Annotated in this window: 14 protein-coding genes and 1 pseudogene; 12 read left to right on the top strand and 3 right to left on the bottom strand. The window is 55.3% G+C overall.

Translation table 11 applies throughout. The features are described from left to right. Window positions 1-211 precede the first annotated feature (211 nt). The 9 genes and pseudogenes from CAI21_RS03025 to CAI21_RS03065 all read left to right on the top strand — a co-directional run bounded on the left by CAI21_RS03025 (window position 212) and on the right by CAI21_RS03065 (window position 6,651). Entirely contained in the window at window positions 212-1,126 is a 915-nt protein-coding gene (locus CAI21_RS03025) for a HEPN domain-containing protein (protein ID WP_181919237.1), read from the top strand. A gap of 151 nt (window positions 1,127-1,277) precedes the next feature. After that, window positions 1,278-1,754 (top strand): hypothetical protein, encoded by a 477-nt coding sequence (locus CAI21_RS03030; RefSeq protein ID WP_116300934.1) that lies wholly within the window; start codon window positions 1,278-1,280, stop codon window positions 1,752-1,754. A 123-nt stretch (window positions 1,755-1,877) separates the two neighbouring features. Beyond that, a complete protein-coding gene (locus CAI21_RS03035; protein WP_116300935.1) occupies window positions 1,878-2,504 on the top strand; it encodes an FMN-binding negative transcriptional regulator in 627 nt (208 codons plus the stop codon). A 301-nt stretch (window positions 2,505-2,805) separates the two neighbouring features. After that, window positions 2,806-3,074 (top strand): annotated as a pseudogene (locus tag CAI21_RS03040) (type II toxin-antitoxin system Phd/YefM family antitoxin). Between the two features lie 256 nt (window positions 3,075-3,330). Continuing rightward, window positions 3,331-3,621, top strand: a complete 291-nt coding sequence (locus tag CAI21_RS24570) for a hypothetical protein (RefSeq protein ID WP_258868890.1) — start codon at window positions 3,331-3,333, stop codon at window positions 3,619-3,621. 730 nt (window positions 3,622-4,351) lie between these two features. Continuing rightward, the gene (locus tag CAI21_RS23610; protein WP_220347738.1) at window positions 4,352-4,882 is read left to right on the top strand and encodes a hypothetical protein; all 531 of its coding nucleotides are present in this window, start codon (window positions 4,352-4,354) and stop codon (window positions 4,880-4,882) included. Window positions 4,883-4,988: 106 nt separating this feature from the next. Beyond that, window positions 4,989-5,195 carry a hypothetical protein gene (locus CAI21_RS23615; RefSeq protein WP_220347739.1) on the top strand — a complete coding sequence of 69 codons (207 nt, stop codon included), beginning with the start codon at window positions 4,989-4,991 and terminating at the stop codon, window positions 5,193-5,195. Window positions 5,196-5,594: 399 nt separating this feature from the next. Further along, window positions 5,595-6,125, top strand: a complete 531-nt coding sequence (locus CAI21_RS03060; RefSeq protein WP_116300937.1) for a CbrC family protein — start codon at window positions 5,595-5,597, stop codon at window positions 6,123-6,125. Between the two features lie 121 nt (window positions 6,126-6,246). Further along, window positions 6,247-6,651 (top strand): DUF1801 domain-containing protein, encoded by a 405-nt coding sequence (locus CAI21_RS03065; RefSeq protein ID WP_116300938.1) that lies wholly within the window; start codon window positions 6,247-6,249, stop codon window positions 6,649-6,651. 54 nt (window positions 6,652-6,705) lie between these two features. Here the strand turns inward: CAI21_RS03065 and CAI21_RS23060 are convergent, their stop codons facing one another. Together CAI21_RS23060 and CAI21_RS03070 are read right to left on the bottom strand one after the other, a co-directional pair. Beyond that, window positions 6,706-6,852 carry a hypothetical protein gene (locus CAI21_RS23060; protein ID WP_181919238.1) on the bottom strand — a complete coding sequence of 49 codons (147 nt, stop codon included), beginning with the start codon at window positions 6,850-6,852 and terminating at the stop codon, window positions 6,706-6,708. 155 nt (window positions 6,853-7,007) lie between these two features. Continuing rightward, window positions 7,008-7,592 carry a TetR/AcrR family transcriptional regulator gene (locus tag CAI21_RS03070; RefSeq protein WP_116300939.1) on the bottom strand — a complete coding sequence of 195 codons (585 nt, stop codon included), beginning with the start codon at window positions 7,590-7,592 and terminating at the stop codon, window positions 7,008-7,010. A gap of 93 nt (window positions 7,593-7,685) precedes the next feature. Between CAI21_RS03070 and CAI21_RS03075 the strand changes: the two genes are divergently transcribed. The 3 genes from CAI21_RS03075 (at window position 7,686) to CAI21_RS03085 (ending at window position 10,181) form a co-directional block, all read left to right on the top strand. Continuing rightward, complete coding sequence (locus CAI21_RS03075) at window positions 7,686-8,597, top strand: SDR family oxidoreductase (protein WP_116300940.1); 912 nt, start codon at window positions 7,686-7,688, stop codon at window positions 8,595-8,597. A 167-nt stretch (window positions 8,598-8,764) separates the two neighbouring features. After that, the gene (locus tag CAI21_RS03080; RefSeq protein WP_116300941.1) at window positions 8,765-9,433 is read left to right on the top strand and encodes a hypothetical protein; all 669 of its coding nucleotides are present in this window, start codon (window positions 8,765-8,767) and stop codon (window positions 9,431-9,433) included. A 418-nt stretch (window positions 9,434-9,851) separates the two neighbouring features. Further along, window positions 9,852-10,181, top strand: a complete 330-nt coding sequence (locus CAI21_RS03085) for a hypothetical protein (RefSeq protein WP_116300942.1) — start codon at window positions 9,852-9,854, stop codon at window positions 10,179-10,181. A 151-nt stretch (window positions 10,182-10,332) separates the two neighbouring features. Here CAI21_RS03085 and gbpA read toward each other — a convergent pair whose 3' ends face one another. Then, window positions 10,333-11,766, bottom strand: coding sequence for an N-acetylglucosamine-binding protein GbpA (gene gbpA / locus CAI21_RS03090; protein ID WP_116300943.1), 1,434 nt, complete (start codon window positions 11,764-11,766; stop codon window positions 10,333-10,335). Between the last annotated feature and the right edge of the window lie 664 nt (window positions 11,767-12,430).

Here is a 12,430-nt window from a genome sequence, read left to right on the forward strand (position 1 = left end):
CACCACTCAGCCGCGGGCGTAGCCGCCCGCCGGCGGCAAGGGTCACGTTAAAAGCTACAGCCCACTTCAACTAACGGCCATTGATACACCGAACTAGCACCAAAACCTTACAACCTGCCACGTTCCCCTGATGCTCTGTGCCTCTCCCCTCGCCTATGGCACTATTACCAGATGCTTCCCCTATATCACGAAAAACGCTGAGGGCGAGGGTATGCCGCCGCTGGAGTACGACCGCTTGGACCATAAGGACATGCGCACATCGCTAAGCCACTTACCGGCTGAGAAACAGCAGGAACTAGAGAAGATCGCTTGCCTGATCGACGAGGCGGTCAAGCCGGAACTGGTGATTCTCTACGGCAGCTATGCGCGAGGCGATTACAAAGAAGAGAAAGACCTGGCGCGGCACCGCTGGTCAGGCCATGCCTCGGATTACGATATTTTGGTCGTAATGCCGGATAGCACCACCGAATCGGATGGGGAGCTGGAACGCCAGCTCTATGAGCTGTGCAATGCGCACAACTTCTCAGCGTCCGTGCGGCCGATTGTTCATCGCCTTAGCCACGTGAACCAAAGCTTGCGGGAAGGCCGGTATTTCTTCCTCGACATCAAGCGCGAGGGGCGCGTGTTATTGGGCAGCAACATCGGCCCGCTGATCGAGCCGGAAGAGTTGCCAACGAAAGACCGACTGCGGATCGCGCAGGAGTATTACGGTCAGTGGTTTGGGCAAGCGAGAGACTTTTACGATACTTACTTGATACACCTTGAAAAGCAACGATTGCGACTCGCTGCCTTTGATTTGAACCAAGCAACGGAAGCGGCCTACAAGTGCACTCTCCTGGTCCATACCCTGTACTGTCCGCACGAGCATCTGCTGCGCTATCTCGCCCGCGACGCGGCCGAGTACGGGCCGGTGTTTAAAGACATCTTCCCGCACACGACGCAGCTAGAGCGGGATATGTTCAAGCTACTCGACAACGCGTATATCGCGGCCCGCTATCATCTCGACTTCAATGTCATTCAAGAAGACCTCGATTACTTAGCGCCCAAAGTGCAGCGTTTGCTGGAGGTAACCCAAGCGCTGTGCGAGCAGGAGCTGGAGCGCTTGCGGGAGGAAAGTCAGGAATAAGCATGGGCGGCATTGCTTGAGGCGTGATGTCGAACGCGGAAGTTCACTAAGGTACTGTGCCAATCAAAAAATCAGCAGGGCGTTGTGGCAGTCAAAGCGCGGAATCATAAAGCGCGCTGTCTAATCACTGTTGGGCGGCAATTGGCAGCACATGAATAAGATCCAGCGGCAGCAGTGCGAGCAGCTCAGGGCTTTACCGTCCACCGAAGCAGCAGCATGGCTGATGGACAAGTATGGCGTTGGGCAGACTAACTGGGGTGAGGCGTTTATCCTATTGCCACATCGCTCGTGGAGCCGTGAAGATCAAATTCGGCTGGCACGGTACTACTTCCAGAAAATGCCCTTCGCCCAGAGCCGGCCCTATGAAGTGTTCGCGTCCTTCATGTCGTTGCCATTGTTGGTTCAGGTTTTGGGAGAATGCATGCCACGGGCAAAGGCGGACATCGAGCTGGTGCGGTACTACCTTGCGCCGGTGCTTAAGAAGAAGGCGCGCTCTGCCGCTGAGGTTCAGCTTGTGGAGATTTTTCTTTCCGAGGGCGCAGCCAGCGCCCAACCAGGCGCTGAACCCGACGGCCCACCTGCGGCGGGGCCGCGGGTTAGCTTCGGCGTTAGGCAACCAAAATCATGAGCCGAATTTCACATCATATTATGGTCACATGGCGGGATCGTGAAGCCACAATACCGCGCAACACCGGGACAGCCATTCAACACTATTCAACACTGCGAGCCATCTACCAAGGAGTTCCACAGAATGTATGTGCCGAGCCACTTCAAGGAAGACGACATAGGCAAGCTTCAGCAGTATATTTGTGACTACGGATTTGGTCTGCTGGTAGTCGCGGATAATGGCGGAATTGAAGCGAATCATGTCCCCTTTCATCTGAGTTCTGAGCAAGACGGCACTCTGGGGCAGCTTCAGTGCCATCTGGCTCGAAACAATCCGGTCTGGCAGCGTTTGCATGATGGGGCTCGGGTTCTTGCGGTTTTTCAGGGGCCCGATGCCTACGTTTCGCCCTCGTGGTATGAGACCAAGGCAGAAACAGGCCGGGTTGTTCCAACATGGAATTATCTGGCTGTCCATGCAGAAGGGAGTGCTCGCGTTATCGAGGATCCGACCTGGCTGAAACATCATCTCCATCGACTTACAGACCAACATGAGTCGGGCATGGGCAATCCTTGGTCCGTTGATGACGCGCCAACAGAGTTCACCGAACGTTTGGTACAGGCTATCGTTGGTGTAGAGATCCAAATTGAGACTTTGACAGGTAAGTTGAAAGCAAGTCAGAACCAACCAGAAAAGAACCGGGCCGGTGTCAAGGCGGGGCTTGAGGCCGGAGAAGGAGCGCACAACCGTGCCATGGCTAGATTTATCAGCTAACCAAGGGCTGTTGCCGGGCGTTTTTTCCTTCGCTCCGCACCTCCAAAACCGCTATCGACGACACCAGGACACCCACTCGACAGTACCCCTAGGCAGGTAGCCGGTTTGCCGTGGTAAACAACGGACGCTTAGCACCCTACCCTTCGCTAACGCGACGGGCGTCCTCCGAAACCGCTCCTGAGTGGGGAAGTTCGCTAAGGCATTGTTAATCAGCAAGGTAAACAGAGCTTTGCAGCAGCGAAAACGCGGAATCTAATCACTGCCATGTCTCTTGACGATACCTGTTAACTAGGTGACCGCCATGCAAATGAAATTCTCCGAGGATGTCATTCCTCTATCAGACCTAAAGATCAATCCAGGAAAGGTGGTTGGTCGAGCGCAGGATACGCATCGTCCAATCCTGCTTACCAGTCGTGGCCGCGGCGTAGCTGTTGTTCAGGGGCTTGAAGATTACGAAAAACCCTAGAGGAATTGCAGTTTGTGAAGGCGGTGGCGCAGGGGCTTATAGATGTTCGTGAGGGCAACACCGTATCGCTGGAGGACGCCAAGAAAACGCTGGGCATCAAATAAATGGATTACGCATCGCACAGTCAGCCCTTAAGGACTTGCAGGCGATTCAGGAGCACCACAAAGAACATAGGCACCCACGAACTTTTAGGCGGCAGCACAATGGCTTGCACGTACGGCGCCGGTAGGGCGAGATGGTACTCGCATCCAGCAGGTGCAGATGACGCTAGGGTGCTCGGTGTCCTCATGCCGGCAGCCTCTTTGTCAGAGGACCAGTCGCAACAGATCGAGTCGACCAAGATTTCCTTGGTGGTAAGATATGGCAATTGATACTCGCGGGCTGCACAGCCTAATTCTGGCGTTGGGTGGCGTGAGTTTGAAGGGTGCACGATGGACCATAGCTCGCAGCGACGAGGAGGTGAACATGGCTACCACGAAGGAACAAATGGCGCGCATCATCGAGGCGCAGCCTGAGGACAGCTCCTACGAGGAAATTCTGAGAGAGCTTGCGTTCGCCCGGATGGTGGAACGTGGCATCGATGACTCCGATGCCGGACGCACCATCAGCAATCGGGAGATGCAGGAGCGCATTCGCTCGTGGCGGAGCTAAACCACCGCAACAGCCATTCAACACTTCGCAACGCCCTCCCCTGGAATCAAAACCTTACAACTTGCCACGTTCGCCTCAGGCTCTGTGCCTCTCCCCTCGCCTATGGCACTATTACCAGATGCTTCCCCTATACCACGAAAAACGCTGAGGGCGAGGGTATGCCGCCGCGGGAATATAACCGCTTGGACCATAAGGACACTTTGCGGCTACAACCCCGCCCAAATGCCGGGCCTTAGAAAGGAAATAATGCGTGCGACTTCCGCAGGATATGGAAGGAAAAGTGATATCAGCGGTGAGAGAGTTCGCGGCTTCGACTAGCTCTGGGCGCAGAGTTATCGCTGATATGTCTGCGTTGGTTGATGTTACCTCACAGATACCTCTGTCGAACTTGGATTATTGGGAAAGGCTTATTCGTTCAGAGTTCTCTTCCGCTCTGGAGTCAACGCCTCAGCCAAAGTGGAAGCTTTGGTCGAATCGGCCCACGCTTCTTACTTGGATAGATATAATCAGCTGGGATGGGTATAGGCGGGAGAAAACACTGCGCACGTTGACTGGCGCAGCACCTAATAGTTTCTTCTTCGCTCTTGCTGTGAGGCGGCTGAATGATTGGGTTCCACAGGTGCGAGAGGCAGCCAGAGAGAAACTTCCCGAATTGGTCGATGTATCTGATCCCAGCCATATCGTAGATGCACTATGTATAACTCTATCGCACTGGAACTCGTGGGGACGAATGGAAGAGTCGGACAAAAGGTTGCTTTTACAAATAGTCTCTAAAGGGTTCGTGGCGAAAGCGCTTAAAGAAAAAATTGTGTCGGCAACATCTGGTCCGATGACTTCTATACTGGCTCAGGTAGGCCGAACAGCGGTGCTCGATACTCATCTTGATGAGATCGCAAAAGATGCTATTCAACCTGCTGTGCGTGCCAAAGCATATCGAAGCAAATTTGAAGGAAAACTCACCTGGTTTGAAGGAAGGAAATGGGAGTGGACTGATATATGTTATTGTGAAGGTCGCTTGAGACCGATAATTTCGGAGCGAAATTTAACGGTTACCAGCCCATTCCTGGAGACATTGAGATCAGCATCTATTGATCCATCACCTATGGTAAGAAGGGTTGCTGCTGAAATGCTCATCCGGGAGCTCGACACCATTGGCAAGGAATCGTCAGCGTTAGCCAACCAATTTGCTTGCGATGCATCTCCATCGGTAGCAGAGCGAGGACAATTTGCTCTGAAGCGGATGAAGGAGCGGCGGACTTGATCACTTCTAACCAATCGCTGTTGCCGGATAATTCCCCCCGCTGTCTTTTGCCATCATAAAGCGCGCTGTCTAATCATTGTTAGGAAAGACTGAAAGAACATCAACGATGCTGGAAAATAAAGTAGTTTTCGTAAAAGCACAATTTAAGCCTGTTGGAGAAGAAGTCGCTGTCAAGGTGCCAACAGGCGAGAAGAAGAAGGGTTTTTTGGGGGCGAAAAAGACGTTACAAAGACAGAAACCCGATGGAAGCAAACTGGTTGGTCAGACTGCGAGATTGATGGTGAGCGTCTTTCAAGCGACATGGCTAATGTGATTACCCAACTGAATCAAGATGGCTATGAGGTTGTTTCTGTGCTTCCGATTCTTTCCGGAAGTTATTCCTACGAATATCAGGCGCAGGGAGTTACAAGCCAAAAGAGAGTACTGAGTGAAACGGAAGCAGTGTCTGGAGGCGCTAGCTACGGATTTGGGTACGGGTATAGTTACACTGAAGGTGTTTCCATAATTGCCCGAAAACTTTCCTAACAAGGCGCTGCTACGGAAATTTACTCGCTGACGCGCCTAAATTTCCGCTGAGCGCGGAAGTTCGCTAAGGTGTTGGTAATCATCAATATAAGCAGGGCGTTGTGGCAACCAAAGCGCGGAATCATGCAGCGCGCGTTTTTTGCCAGCATAGAGCGCGCTGTCTAATCACTGTTAGCTGTGGGGAATCATGGAGCTGCCACATTTCAAATATCACCCAAACCCTGTAGCGACGGGTAGCGTTAAGGCAAGTGCGGATGAGTGCGCTTGCTGTGGTCAGTCGCGAGGCTACATTTACACGGCTTCGTTCTATACCAGTCGAGACACCCGTGGCCCTTTTTGCCCCTGGTGCATCGCTGACGGGACGGCGGCTGCCAAGTTTGAAGGCTCCTTCAACGATACGTATCCATTGGAGTCTGCATCGGTCCCGGCAGGTGTGCTTGAAGAAGTCGAGTGTCGCACGCCGGGCTACGCCTCTTGGCAGCAAGAGGTGTGGCTCGCTCACTGCCGAGATGCGTGCGAGTTCCACGGTGATGCTCCAGCCAGCGAGTTGCATGCCCTCCAAGGGGAGGAGCTAACCGAAGTGCTCCAAGACAACATGATCGAGCTTGAGTATTGGCAGCACATACTTGAAGGCTATGTCCCCGGTGGCAACCCATGTGTGTTCAAGTTCGTGTGCCGTCATTGTGACTCTAAGCGCTACAGCGTTGATATGACGTAGGAAACAGCTAACAAGCCCATCGAGCGGCGGGCAAAAAGCTGGCGCTTTTCGCCCGCCGCTCATGTCCAGCGTTATGCCGATATCGACTCCCTCGATAAACACGCCTAAAGAAGGATATGACATGGCGAAAGCACGCAAGCCGAACACGACTAGGAAGCCGCCAGCGCCGTCCGATAGCCACGCGGATATCGACGACTGGATCCGGCGACGTGTGATGCCAGACCTAAATCCCATGGTCAGGCAACTGGACGAAATGATCAGAGAGACGCTTCCCGGGCTTCAGTACGCCATCAAGTGGGGAAAGGTCTACTATGGCCTGCCAGACCTAGGATGGATCATCGAAATAGCCGCCTATGATATTTCCGTCAATGTCGTTTTCCTGGGTGGTGCCGATTTCGATAATCCTCCACCGCTTGGAGAGAGCGATCGGTCCCGGTACATCAAATTGAAGTCGCTGGAGGAGAGTGCGAAGCCCGAAATTCGTCAATGGATCGAACAAGCAACGCACGTGCCTGGCTGGAAATAAGCGATCCCCGGATTCAATCTTGAAGTGCAACGCCCTTTCTTTTGGCCGCCTTACTCATGACAAGGTGATGGTGTGAACCAACGGACTCAGCGGCCCTAACTGGTTGACGACCGCTTCGGTCACCGCGTCAGCCTGACGGCGCTCGACGGACTGAATGACCACGTATTGGCTGCGACGCTCAATCACGGTATCGGCAGTCATACTTCCCGCCTTTTTCCGGCTGCCGTTTTCCGTTAGGTGGGCATCCTGGCGATTTGAGTGGGCCCGCCACAAGAGCCGGCGGGCAGGCCGAAGCTGTGAATGGGCACCACTAACATAAGCTCCCCCCTGGGAGATAAGACACTGGCCGCAAACCACTACCCAGGGTCGCTTACGTCCGGCTCGCCGAGTACCGCGTCGAGACACTCCCGTAGTTGATGGCGTACGGCCTCCTTCAGTCGACCCTGCGGCGAAAACCCCCACCAGATCAGCACGCCTTGCCACTGGGCCATCAATAACTGACCGATACCCTCTGGCGCCGCCGCTACCCGCTCGAAACAGGAGTCGAGTATACGCGCCAGCTCCTCGCCCCAGTGCTTGCCACGCTCCCTCAACACCGGGTCGCGGAAATCCTCCCGCAGCAGCCGCAGGCTGTCGGCGTAGCTGTCGACGTCATCGACTTCGCCGGACAAACCGACCAGGAACTCAACGGCTCCCGCGGGCGTCCTGGCAGTGCTGGCGGCCAAGCTGGCCGTCAGCGCCTCGATTTGGTCCCATGCGCGCAGCAGCGCGGCCTGCAGCAGCCCGGACTTGCTGGTGAAGCGCTGCACCAAGGTCGAGGGGGAGAGTCCGCAGGCGTCGGCCACCGCGGCGAAAGTTATCCTTTCCGGCCCCTCTCGCTGCACGATTTCCAGTGCGGCATCCAGGATGGTTTCGTCGCTCAGCGTGCGTGGGCGGGGCATGGTTCACCTTGCTTTCTGAAAGAAAACGAATGATCATTTATAAATCATTCTCGCCTCGCAGGCAAACCTAAAGGCCGTATCGGAGAACGTAGGATGTCATCACTCATCGGAAAAGTAGCGCTCGTTGCAGGCGGCACTCGCGGTGCCGGTCGCGGCATCGCCGTGGAACTCGGCGCAGCCGGAGCCACCGTCTATGTCACCGGCCGCTCGACACGTCGCCAGCGCTCGGAGTACGATCGCCCGGAAACCATCGAGGAGACCGCCGAGCAGGTCACGGCGGCCGGCGGCCAAGGTATCGCCGTACGCGTCGACCACCTGGTCGCCGACGATGTGGCGGCGCTGATTGCACGCATCCGAGCCGAGCAGGGCCGACTGGACGTGCTGGTCAACGACATTTGGGGCGGCGAGCTGCTGACGGAATGGAACAAACCGGTGTGGGAGCATGACCTTGACAAAGGCCTGCGCATGCTACGGCTGGCAATCGACACTCACCTGATCACCGCCCATCATGCGCTCCCCCTGCTGATCGAGCGCCCCGGCGGCCTGCTGGTGGAAGTCACCGATGGTACGACGGCGTACAACGCCGATCACTATCGGCTCTCGCCTTTCTATGACCTGGCCAAGGTCGCCGTCAACCGCATGGGCTGGGCCCATGCCCAGGATTTGGTACCCCACGGCGCCACCGCGGTGGCGATCACTCCGGGCTGGATGCGCTCGGAGATGATGCTGGAGCATTTTGGCGTCACGGAGAAGGACTGGCGGAAAGCTACCGCGCAGGAACCGCACTTCGCCATTTCGGAAACGCCCCGCTTCGTCGGCCGTGCCGTTGCCGCCCTGGCCGCCGACCCTGAGCGCGCCCGCTGGAACGGTCAGTCTCTCTCCAGCGGTAGCCTGGCAGGGCATTACGGATTCACCGACCTGGACGGCTCGCAGCCCGACTGCTGGCGCTATCTGGTCGAGATACAGGAGGCCGGAAAGCCTCCCGACGTTAGCGGCTATCGTTGAGTGCCGCCAGGCCAGACTGATCGGGCACGGCATTCGCCCCCCGTTAGGCGACTATAGCATCTATGAAAAGCCATTTAGACGAAATGCGCGCCAGCATTGAGGTGTAGCCCGCGCTGCTCGGGTTCGCGTCGGCTGAACATTGTCGTTAGCTCCAAGGAAAGCCTTCTATGTCTGAAAGTCTGTTCGATACTACATGCAATGCGCGTGACACACTTTACGCCTCTATCGGAGAAGTGGAGCCTGATGTCATTGCGCATATTATCAATCCAGCTTTCATGGGCGGCCCCGCTTGGCCTACTTTGAGGCAAGCATTTAGCATCATTCATCGAGGCGAAAGCACTATCGTCATTTCGAATGGGTTAGCTGATCCGTTCGATGATGTAGAAGAGCAAAACTCTGGCTTTGGGATCGAAGTTTACGCTGAAACAAAAGAGCCAATTGAAGGCAACATTTCGGATAGCTCTTTATTCAAACTTGTCTATGCTACAGCACAGCAGGCCGCGCATTCCGGACAGATGGCGGAGTTCGTAAGGCAGTATGGTGTCATTACCATGGAGCTGTATGCGGATGATTGCGGCCTGCATGAATTTCAAAATGAAAATGGAATGGTTGGGGTAATGATCGGGATAGATCACCCAGATTTGCCTAAGCGGGTCGACTTTCCCGGTGGGGAGGTGATCCTGGCATCTGTGCAAGTTCTGACTCCAGGCGAATTGGAATACGTGGTTGAAGCTAGAGCTGAGGGGCGAAACGCGCTTCATAGAAAGTTTAAAGATTCTGAGCTATATCATTTCTTGACTAAAAACAGAGCCTCGTTAGTCGCGGCGGAGCCTTAATCCAGAGCGTCCCCCGAAACCCTGTTAGATTCCGACAAGCAACTACGGCAGGCGGTCATAGAGCTAAACAAGTAGGTCGTGCCGGTCTCCAAGTCAGGCTACGACATAAAGCATGAGCCCCCATGCCGAATCAGCTCATCGACTCTGGTATCGAGCTATTTGCGCGGTCGGCAAAGATGCCGAGGCCGGGGAAGGCACCGTGGATTGGTTGTGCGTAGGCCCGAATAGCATAGGCGAGCGGTTTGTAAACACCGCAAGTAGTGAGAATGGGACGCTTCAGGATGCGCTAGATCTATCTGGCGCCGCAGTAGCGCGACGAGAACGGAAGCAACGAAGTCAAGGTGATCGAACTCCAACCCACCGCTGGAGCCGACGGCGCTAAAACGCCGCTGCTTCGCAGCACGTTAGAAGGCAGGATATGAGAAGGCAGATCGCGGCTAACATTATAGTGTCATTGCTGCTTCTCGCGGTTCCGCTTGTAGCTCTGTACGCTACAGCGGGGCCAGAGCACGTCGACGGAATCGGGTTCGGCATTCTTCTGTATGAGCCCTTCGACTTCGCGTATGTGCTGCTGGCTTGGGTGCTGTTCTTTGGAGTGAATTTCTGGAGCTTCGTTGCACGCGGCAGATCCAGTAAGCAGGCTGGGGTCGCGGCGGTGGTAACCTCAGGCCTAATCGTTTTAGTCTGGTTTATCGTCGCCTTTCTCGCCGTGGCGCAGCTACACATTAGCTTGGGCGGGCAGCTTTGACGCAGGCCAGGAAACACCCGCTCCGTGAGCGAGACACGACACCGCGACACCCACTCGACAGTACCGTGCCCTAGGCGGGTAACCGGTTTGCCGGTATAGGGCCGCGAAGAAAGGCGGCCCAGGGCGGGCCGCCCGTTAATGACAAAAGAGCCTAGTCGCCTACCCGCTCCCAGGCATCTTCCCAAGCCCAGCCCGTTCCAGGGGCGTACGCTTGCCCCTGGACGGCGCACCAGCCACTGTTCGGCCAAGGCTTGCATTGGTAAACGTTGCCATCGTCGGCGAGAACCCGGGTGCCGGCTTGATAGGCGCCGATGTTATCCGGATAGACGTAGTCATACTCACCGCCCGGGGAGTCATAGCCGCGCAGCCTGAAGTTGAAGGTCTGCTGGCTGATGCGGCCATTTCCGTCCTCAGCCTTGGTCACCAGCGTGTACTCGCCCGTCTGCGCCGGCTCAATATCCACGCTGATCTGCTGTGAGCCTTGGTCGACGCTGCGACGGTCCATCCCGACCCGACGGTTATTGGCGTTATAGACTAAGGTCTCCAGCGTGAAGGAGCCCTCGCTGGTCACGCTGAATCCGACGGTCGCATGCCCATTGCTGATGGGGTAGCTGTCTTCAAGGCCGTCGATATAGAACTCGGGACCGCCTGACTCGCCATGGTCGATCGCGATTTCGACACGTTCGATACCGCTGTCGCTTGCGGCAAAGATGCTATTCCTGCCGTAGGCCGGTTCGATTCCGCCCTGGTCGTCCCGGAGGCCGGCGCGCAGGGAGCCGCCTTCCTGGTTAATAGCCCGGGCGAGCGTACGCGGCCAGACATCGCGGCGTCCGGCGTCGCTGGAATCGATGACGATGTTTGTCGCCAGGCTTGGGTTTTCGCCATTGGCATCGAATACCCGCGTACGTACCTGATCGCCCTGGCTCAGGTCCTGCGACGGGTTGATGACGCCGATCTCACTCCAGTCGGGGGTGGGCGGAGGAGTAGAGCCGGAGCCATCGATATTGACGTCGATAGCGTTATAGAACGCCATCGGCGTATCGCCGACCTCCCAAACACCCAGAATCACATGGTAGCCGCTACGATCAGAGGGCACGTCACATGTATGCGTAACCTCCATCGGTGGCTGCTGAAAGTGTCCATCCACGGTGCAGAACGGATTTAGATCGAAGGAATCGCGGGTCAATGGCGAGTTCGGATTCCAGTTCGGCTTGGTAATGTAGTAACGGTAGCCTTCGGTGACATGGTTGGCGGTAAAACGCCAGGTAAATTGATTACTACCCGATTGGATGTTCGTTTTGGCCCAGCGATCCGTGGTCTGGACGTTCAATTGCGAGAATGCACTGAGCCCCGCGCTGGCAATTTCGCCATCCGCTGGACCCGCAGCGGGAAAGCCACCTGGCCCCTCCAGGCTTTGCGGTTCCCAGATGATTGGGCCGCAGCCTGTGTTCTGGCCTTGCTGGCACAGATACCCGCGCGACTCAGGCTGGGTCATATATCCATGCGCGAAGGCGTTTTGCGCGATCAGCGGGAACGTGACGACGAGGCCGGATGCTAACCAGCGCCTAATCTCTCTCAGATCCATTGTCATTATCCTTTTTTGAAGTCGTTTTTAAGCGTTTCTCTCGCCGGATAAGCATGTCCATATTGGAGCTTAAGCTTCATGCAATATTTAAATTAAGCCATTTCGACATGTCAAGAAAATAGCGATAATTTCAGACAGGGGTATTTTTGTCGCTTTCCTGAGACAATAGATTTCATGCCTGAGAAAATATGTTCTTTATATTATTATCCTGAGCGGGCTATTTTTTATTTTATTTGAGCGTCTCTTTTCGGAGGCGCAGTTACGAATTATATGCCGATACTCTAATTTTTCCCTTGCTGGACCTCCAGCGTGCAGGTTACCGTTTTCCATTAGATGGATGTGCTGGTGATTTCTGGTGATTTAAAACACCGGGTAGAGATGAAAATTCAAGAGGCACTTTATCACTCTAAGCCATTGATCTATCAACTTGTGAGAAGGCGCTTCGGCAAGTCTTTCAACTATATGTGGCTACTATAAAAACTGGATGAATATGAGGAACCAAAGCCGTTCGCCCTAAGATCACCATACGCTAGGCAGTTAGCCCCGCTTTGCGGTGGCAAAAATGCGGAAGCTTTACACCCTGCCCTTCGCTAACGCGACGGGTGTCCTTCGAAACTCGTTCGGTTTCCTGGCAACAAGGTTGCGCGGCCCGCCGAGCGGGTAA

Origin of the sequence: Alkalilimnicola ehrlichii, assembly GCF_003399765.1 — a bacterium.
GTDB lineage: Bacteria > Pseudomonadota > Gammaproteobacteria > Nitrococcales > AK92 > AK92.

Bases quoted from the DNA above. Each gene is read 5' to 3' on its own strand.
- CAI21_RS03025 (WP_181919237.1), top strand. From the start codon at position 212: ATGCCGCCGCTGGAGTACGACCGCTTGGACCATAAGGACATGCGCACA.
- CAI21_RS03030 (WP_116300934.1), top strand. From the start codon at position 1,278: ATGAATAAGATCCAGCGGCAGCAGTGCGAGCAGCTCAGGGCTTTACCG.
- CAI21_RS03035 (WP_116300935.1), top strand. From the start codon at position 1,878: ATGTATGTGCCGAGCCACTTCAAGGAAGACGACATAGGCAAGCTTCAG.
- CAI21_RS24570 (WP_258868890.1), top strand. From the start codon at position 3,331: ATGGCAATTGATACTCGCGGGCTGCACAGCCTAATTCTGGCGTTGGGT.
- CAI21_RS23610 (WP_220347738.1), top strand. From the start codon at position 4,352: ATGGAAGAGTCGGACAAAAGGTTGCTTTTACAAATAGTCTCTAAAGGG.
- CAI21_RS23615 (WP_220347739.1), top strand. From the start codon at position 4,989: ATGCTGGAAAATAAAGTAGTTTTCGTAAAAGCACAATTTAAGCCTGTT.
- CAI21_RS03060 (WP_116300937.1), top strand. From the start codon at position 5,595: ATGGAGCTGCCACATTTCAAATATCACCCAAACCCTGTAGCGACGGGT.
- CAI21_RS03065 (WP_116300938.1), top strand. From the start codon at position 6,247: ATGGCGAAAGCACGCAAGCCGAACACGACTAGGAAGCCGCCAGCGCCG.
- CAI21_RS23060 (WP_181919238.1), bottom strand. From the start codon at position 6,852: ATGACTGCCGATACCGTGATTGAGCGTCGCAGCCAATACGTGGTCATT.
- CAI21_RS03070 (WP_116300939.1), bottom strand. From the start codon at position 7,592: ATGCCCCGCCCACGCACGCTGAGCGACGAAACCATCCTGGATGCCGCA.
- CAI21_RS03075 (WP_116300940.1), top strand. From the start codon at position 7,686: ATGTCATCACTCATCGGAAAAGTAGCGCTCGTTGCAGGCGGCACTCGC.
- CAI21_RS03080 (WP_116300941.1), top strand. From the start codon at position 8,765: ATGTCTGAAAGTCTGTTCGATACTACATGCAATGCGCGTGACACACTT.
- CAI21_RS03085 (WP_116300942.1), top strand. From the start codon at position 9,852: ATGAGAAGGCAGATCGCGGCTAACATTATAGTGTCATTGCTGCTTCTC.
- gbpA (WP_116300943.1), bottom strand. From the start codon at position 11,766: ATGGATCTGAGAGAGATTAGGCGCTGGTTAGCATCCGGCCTCGTCGTC.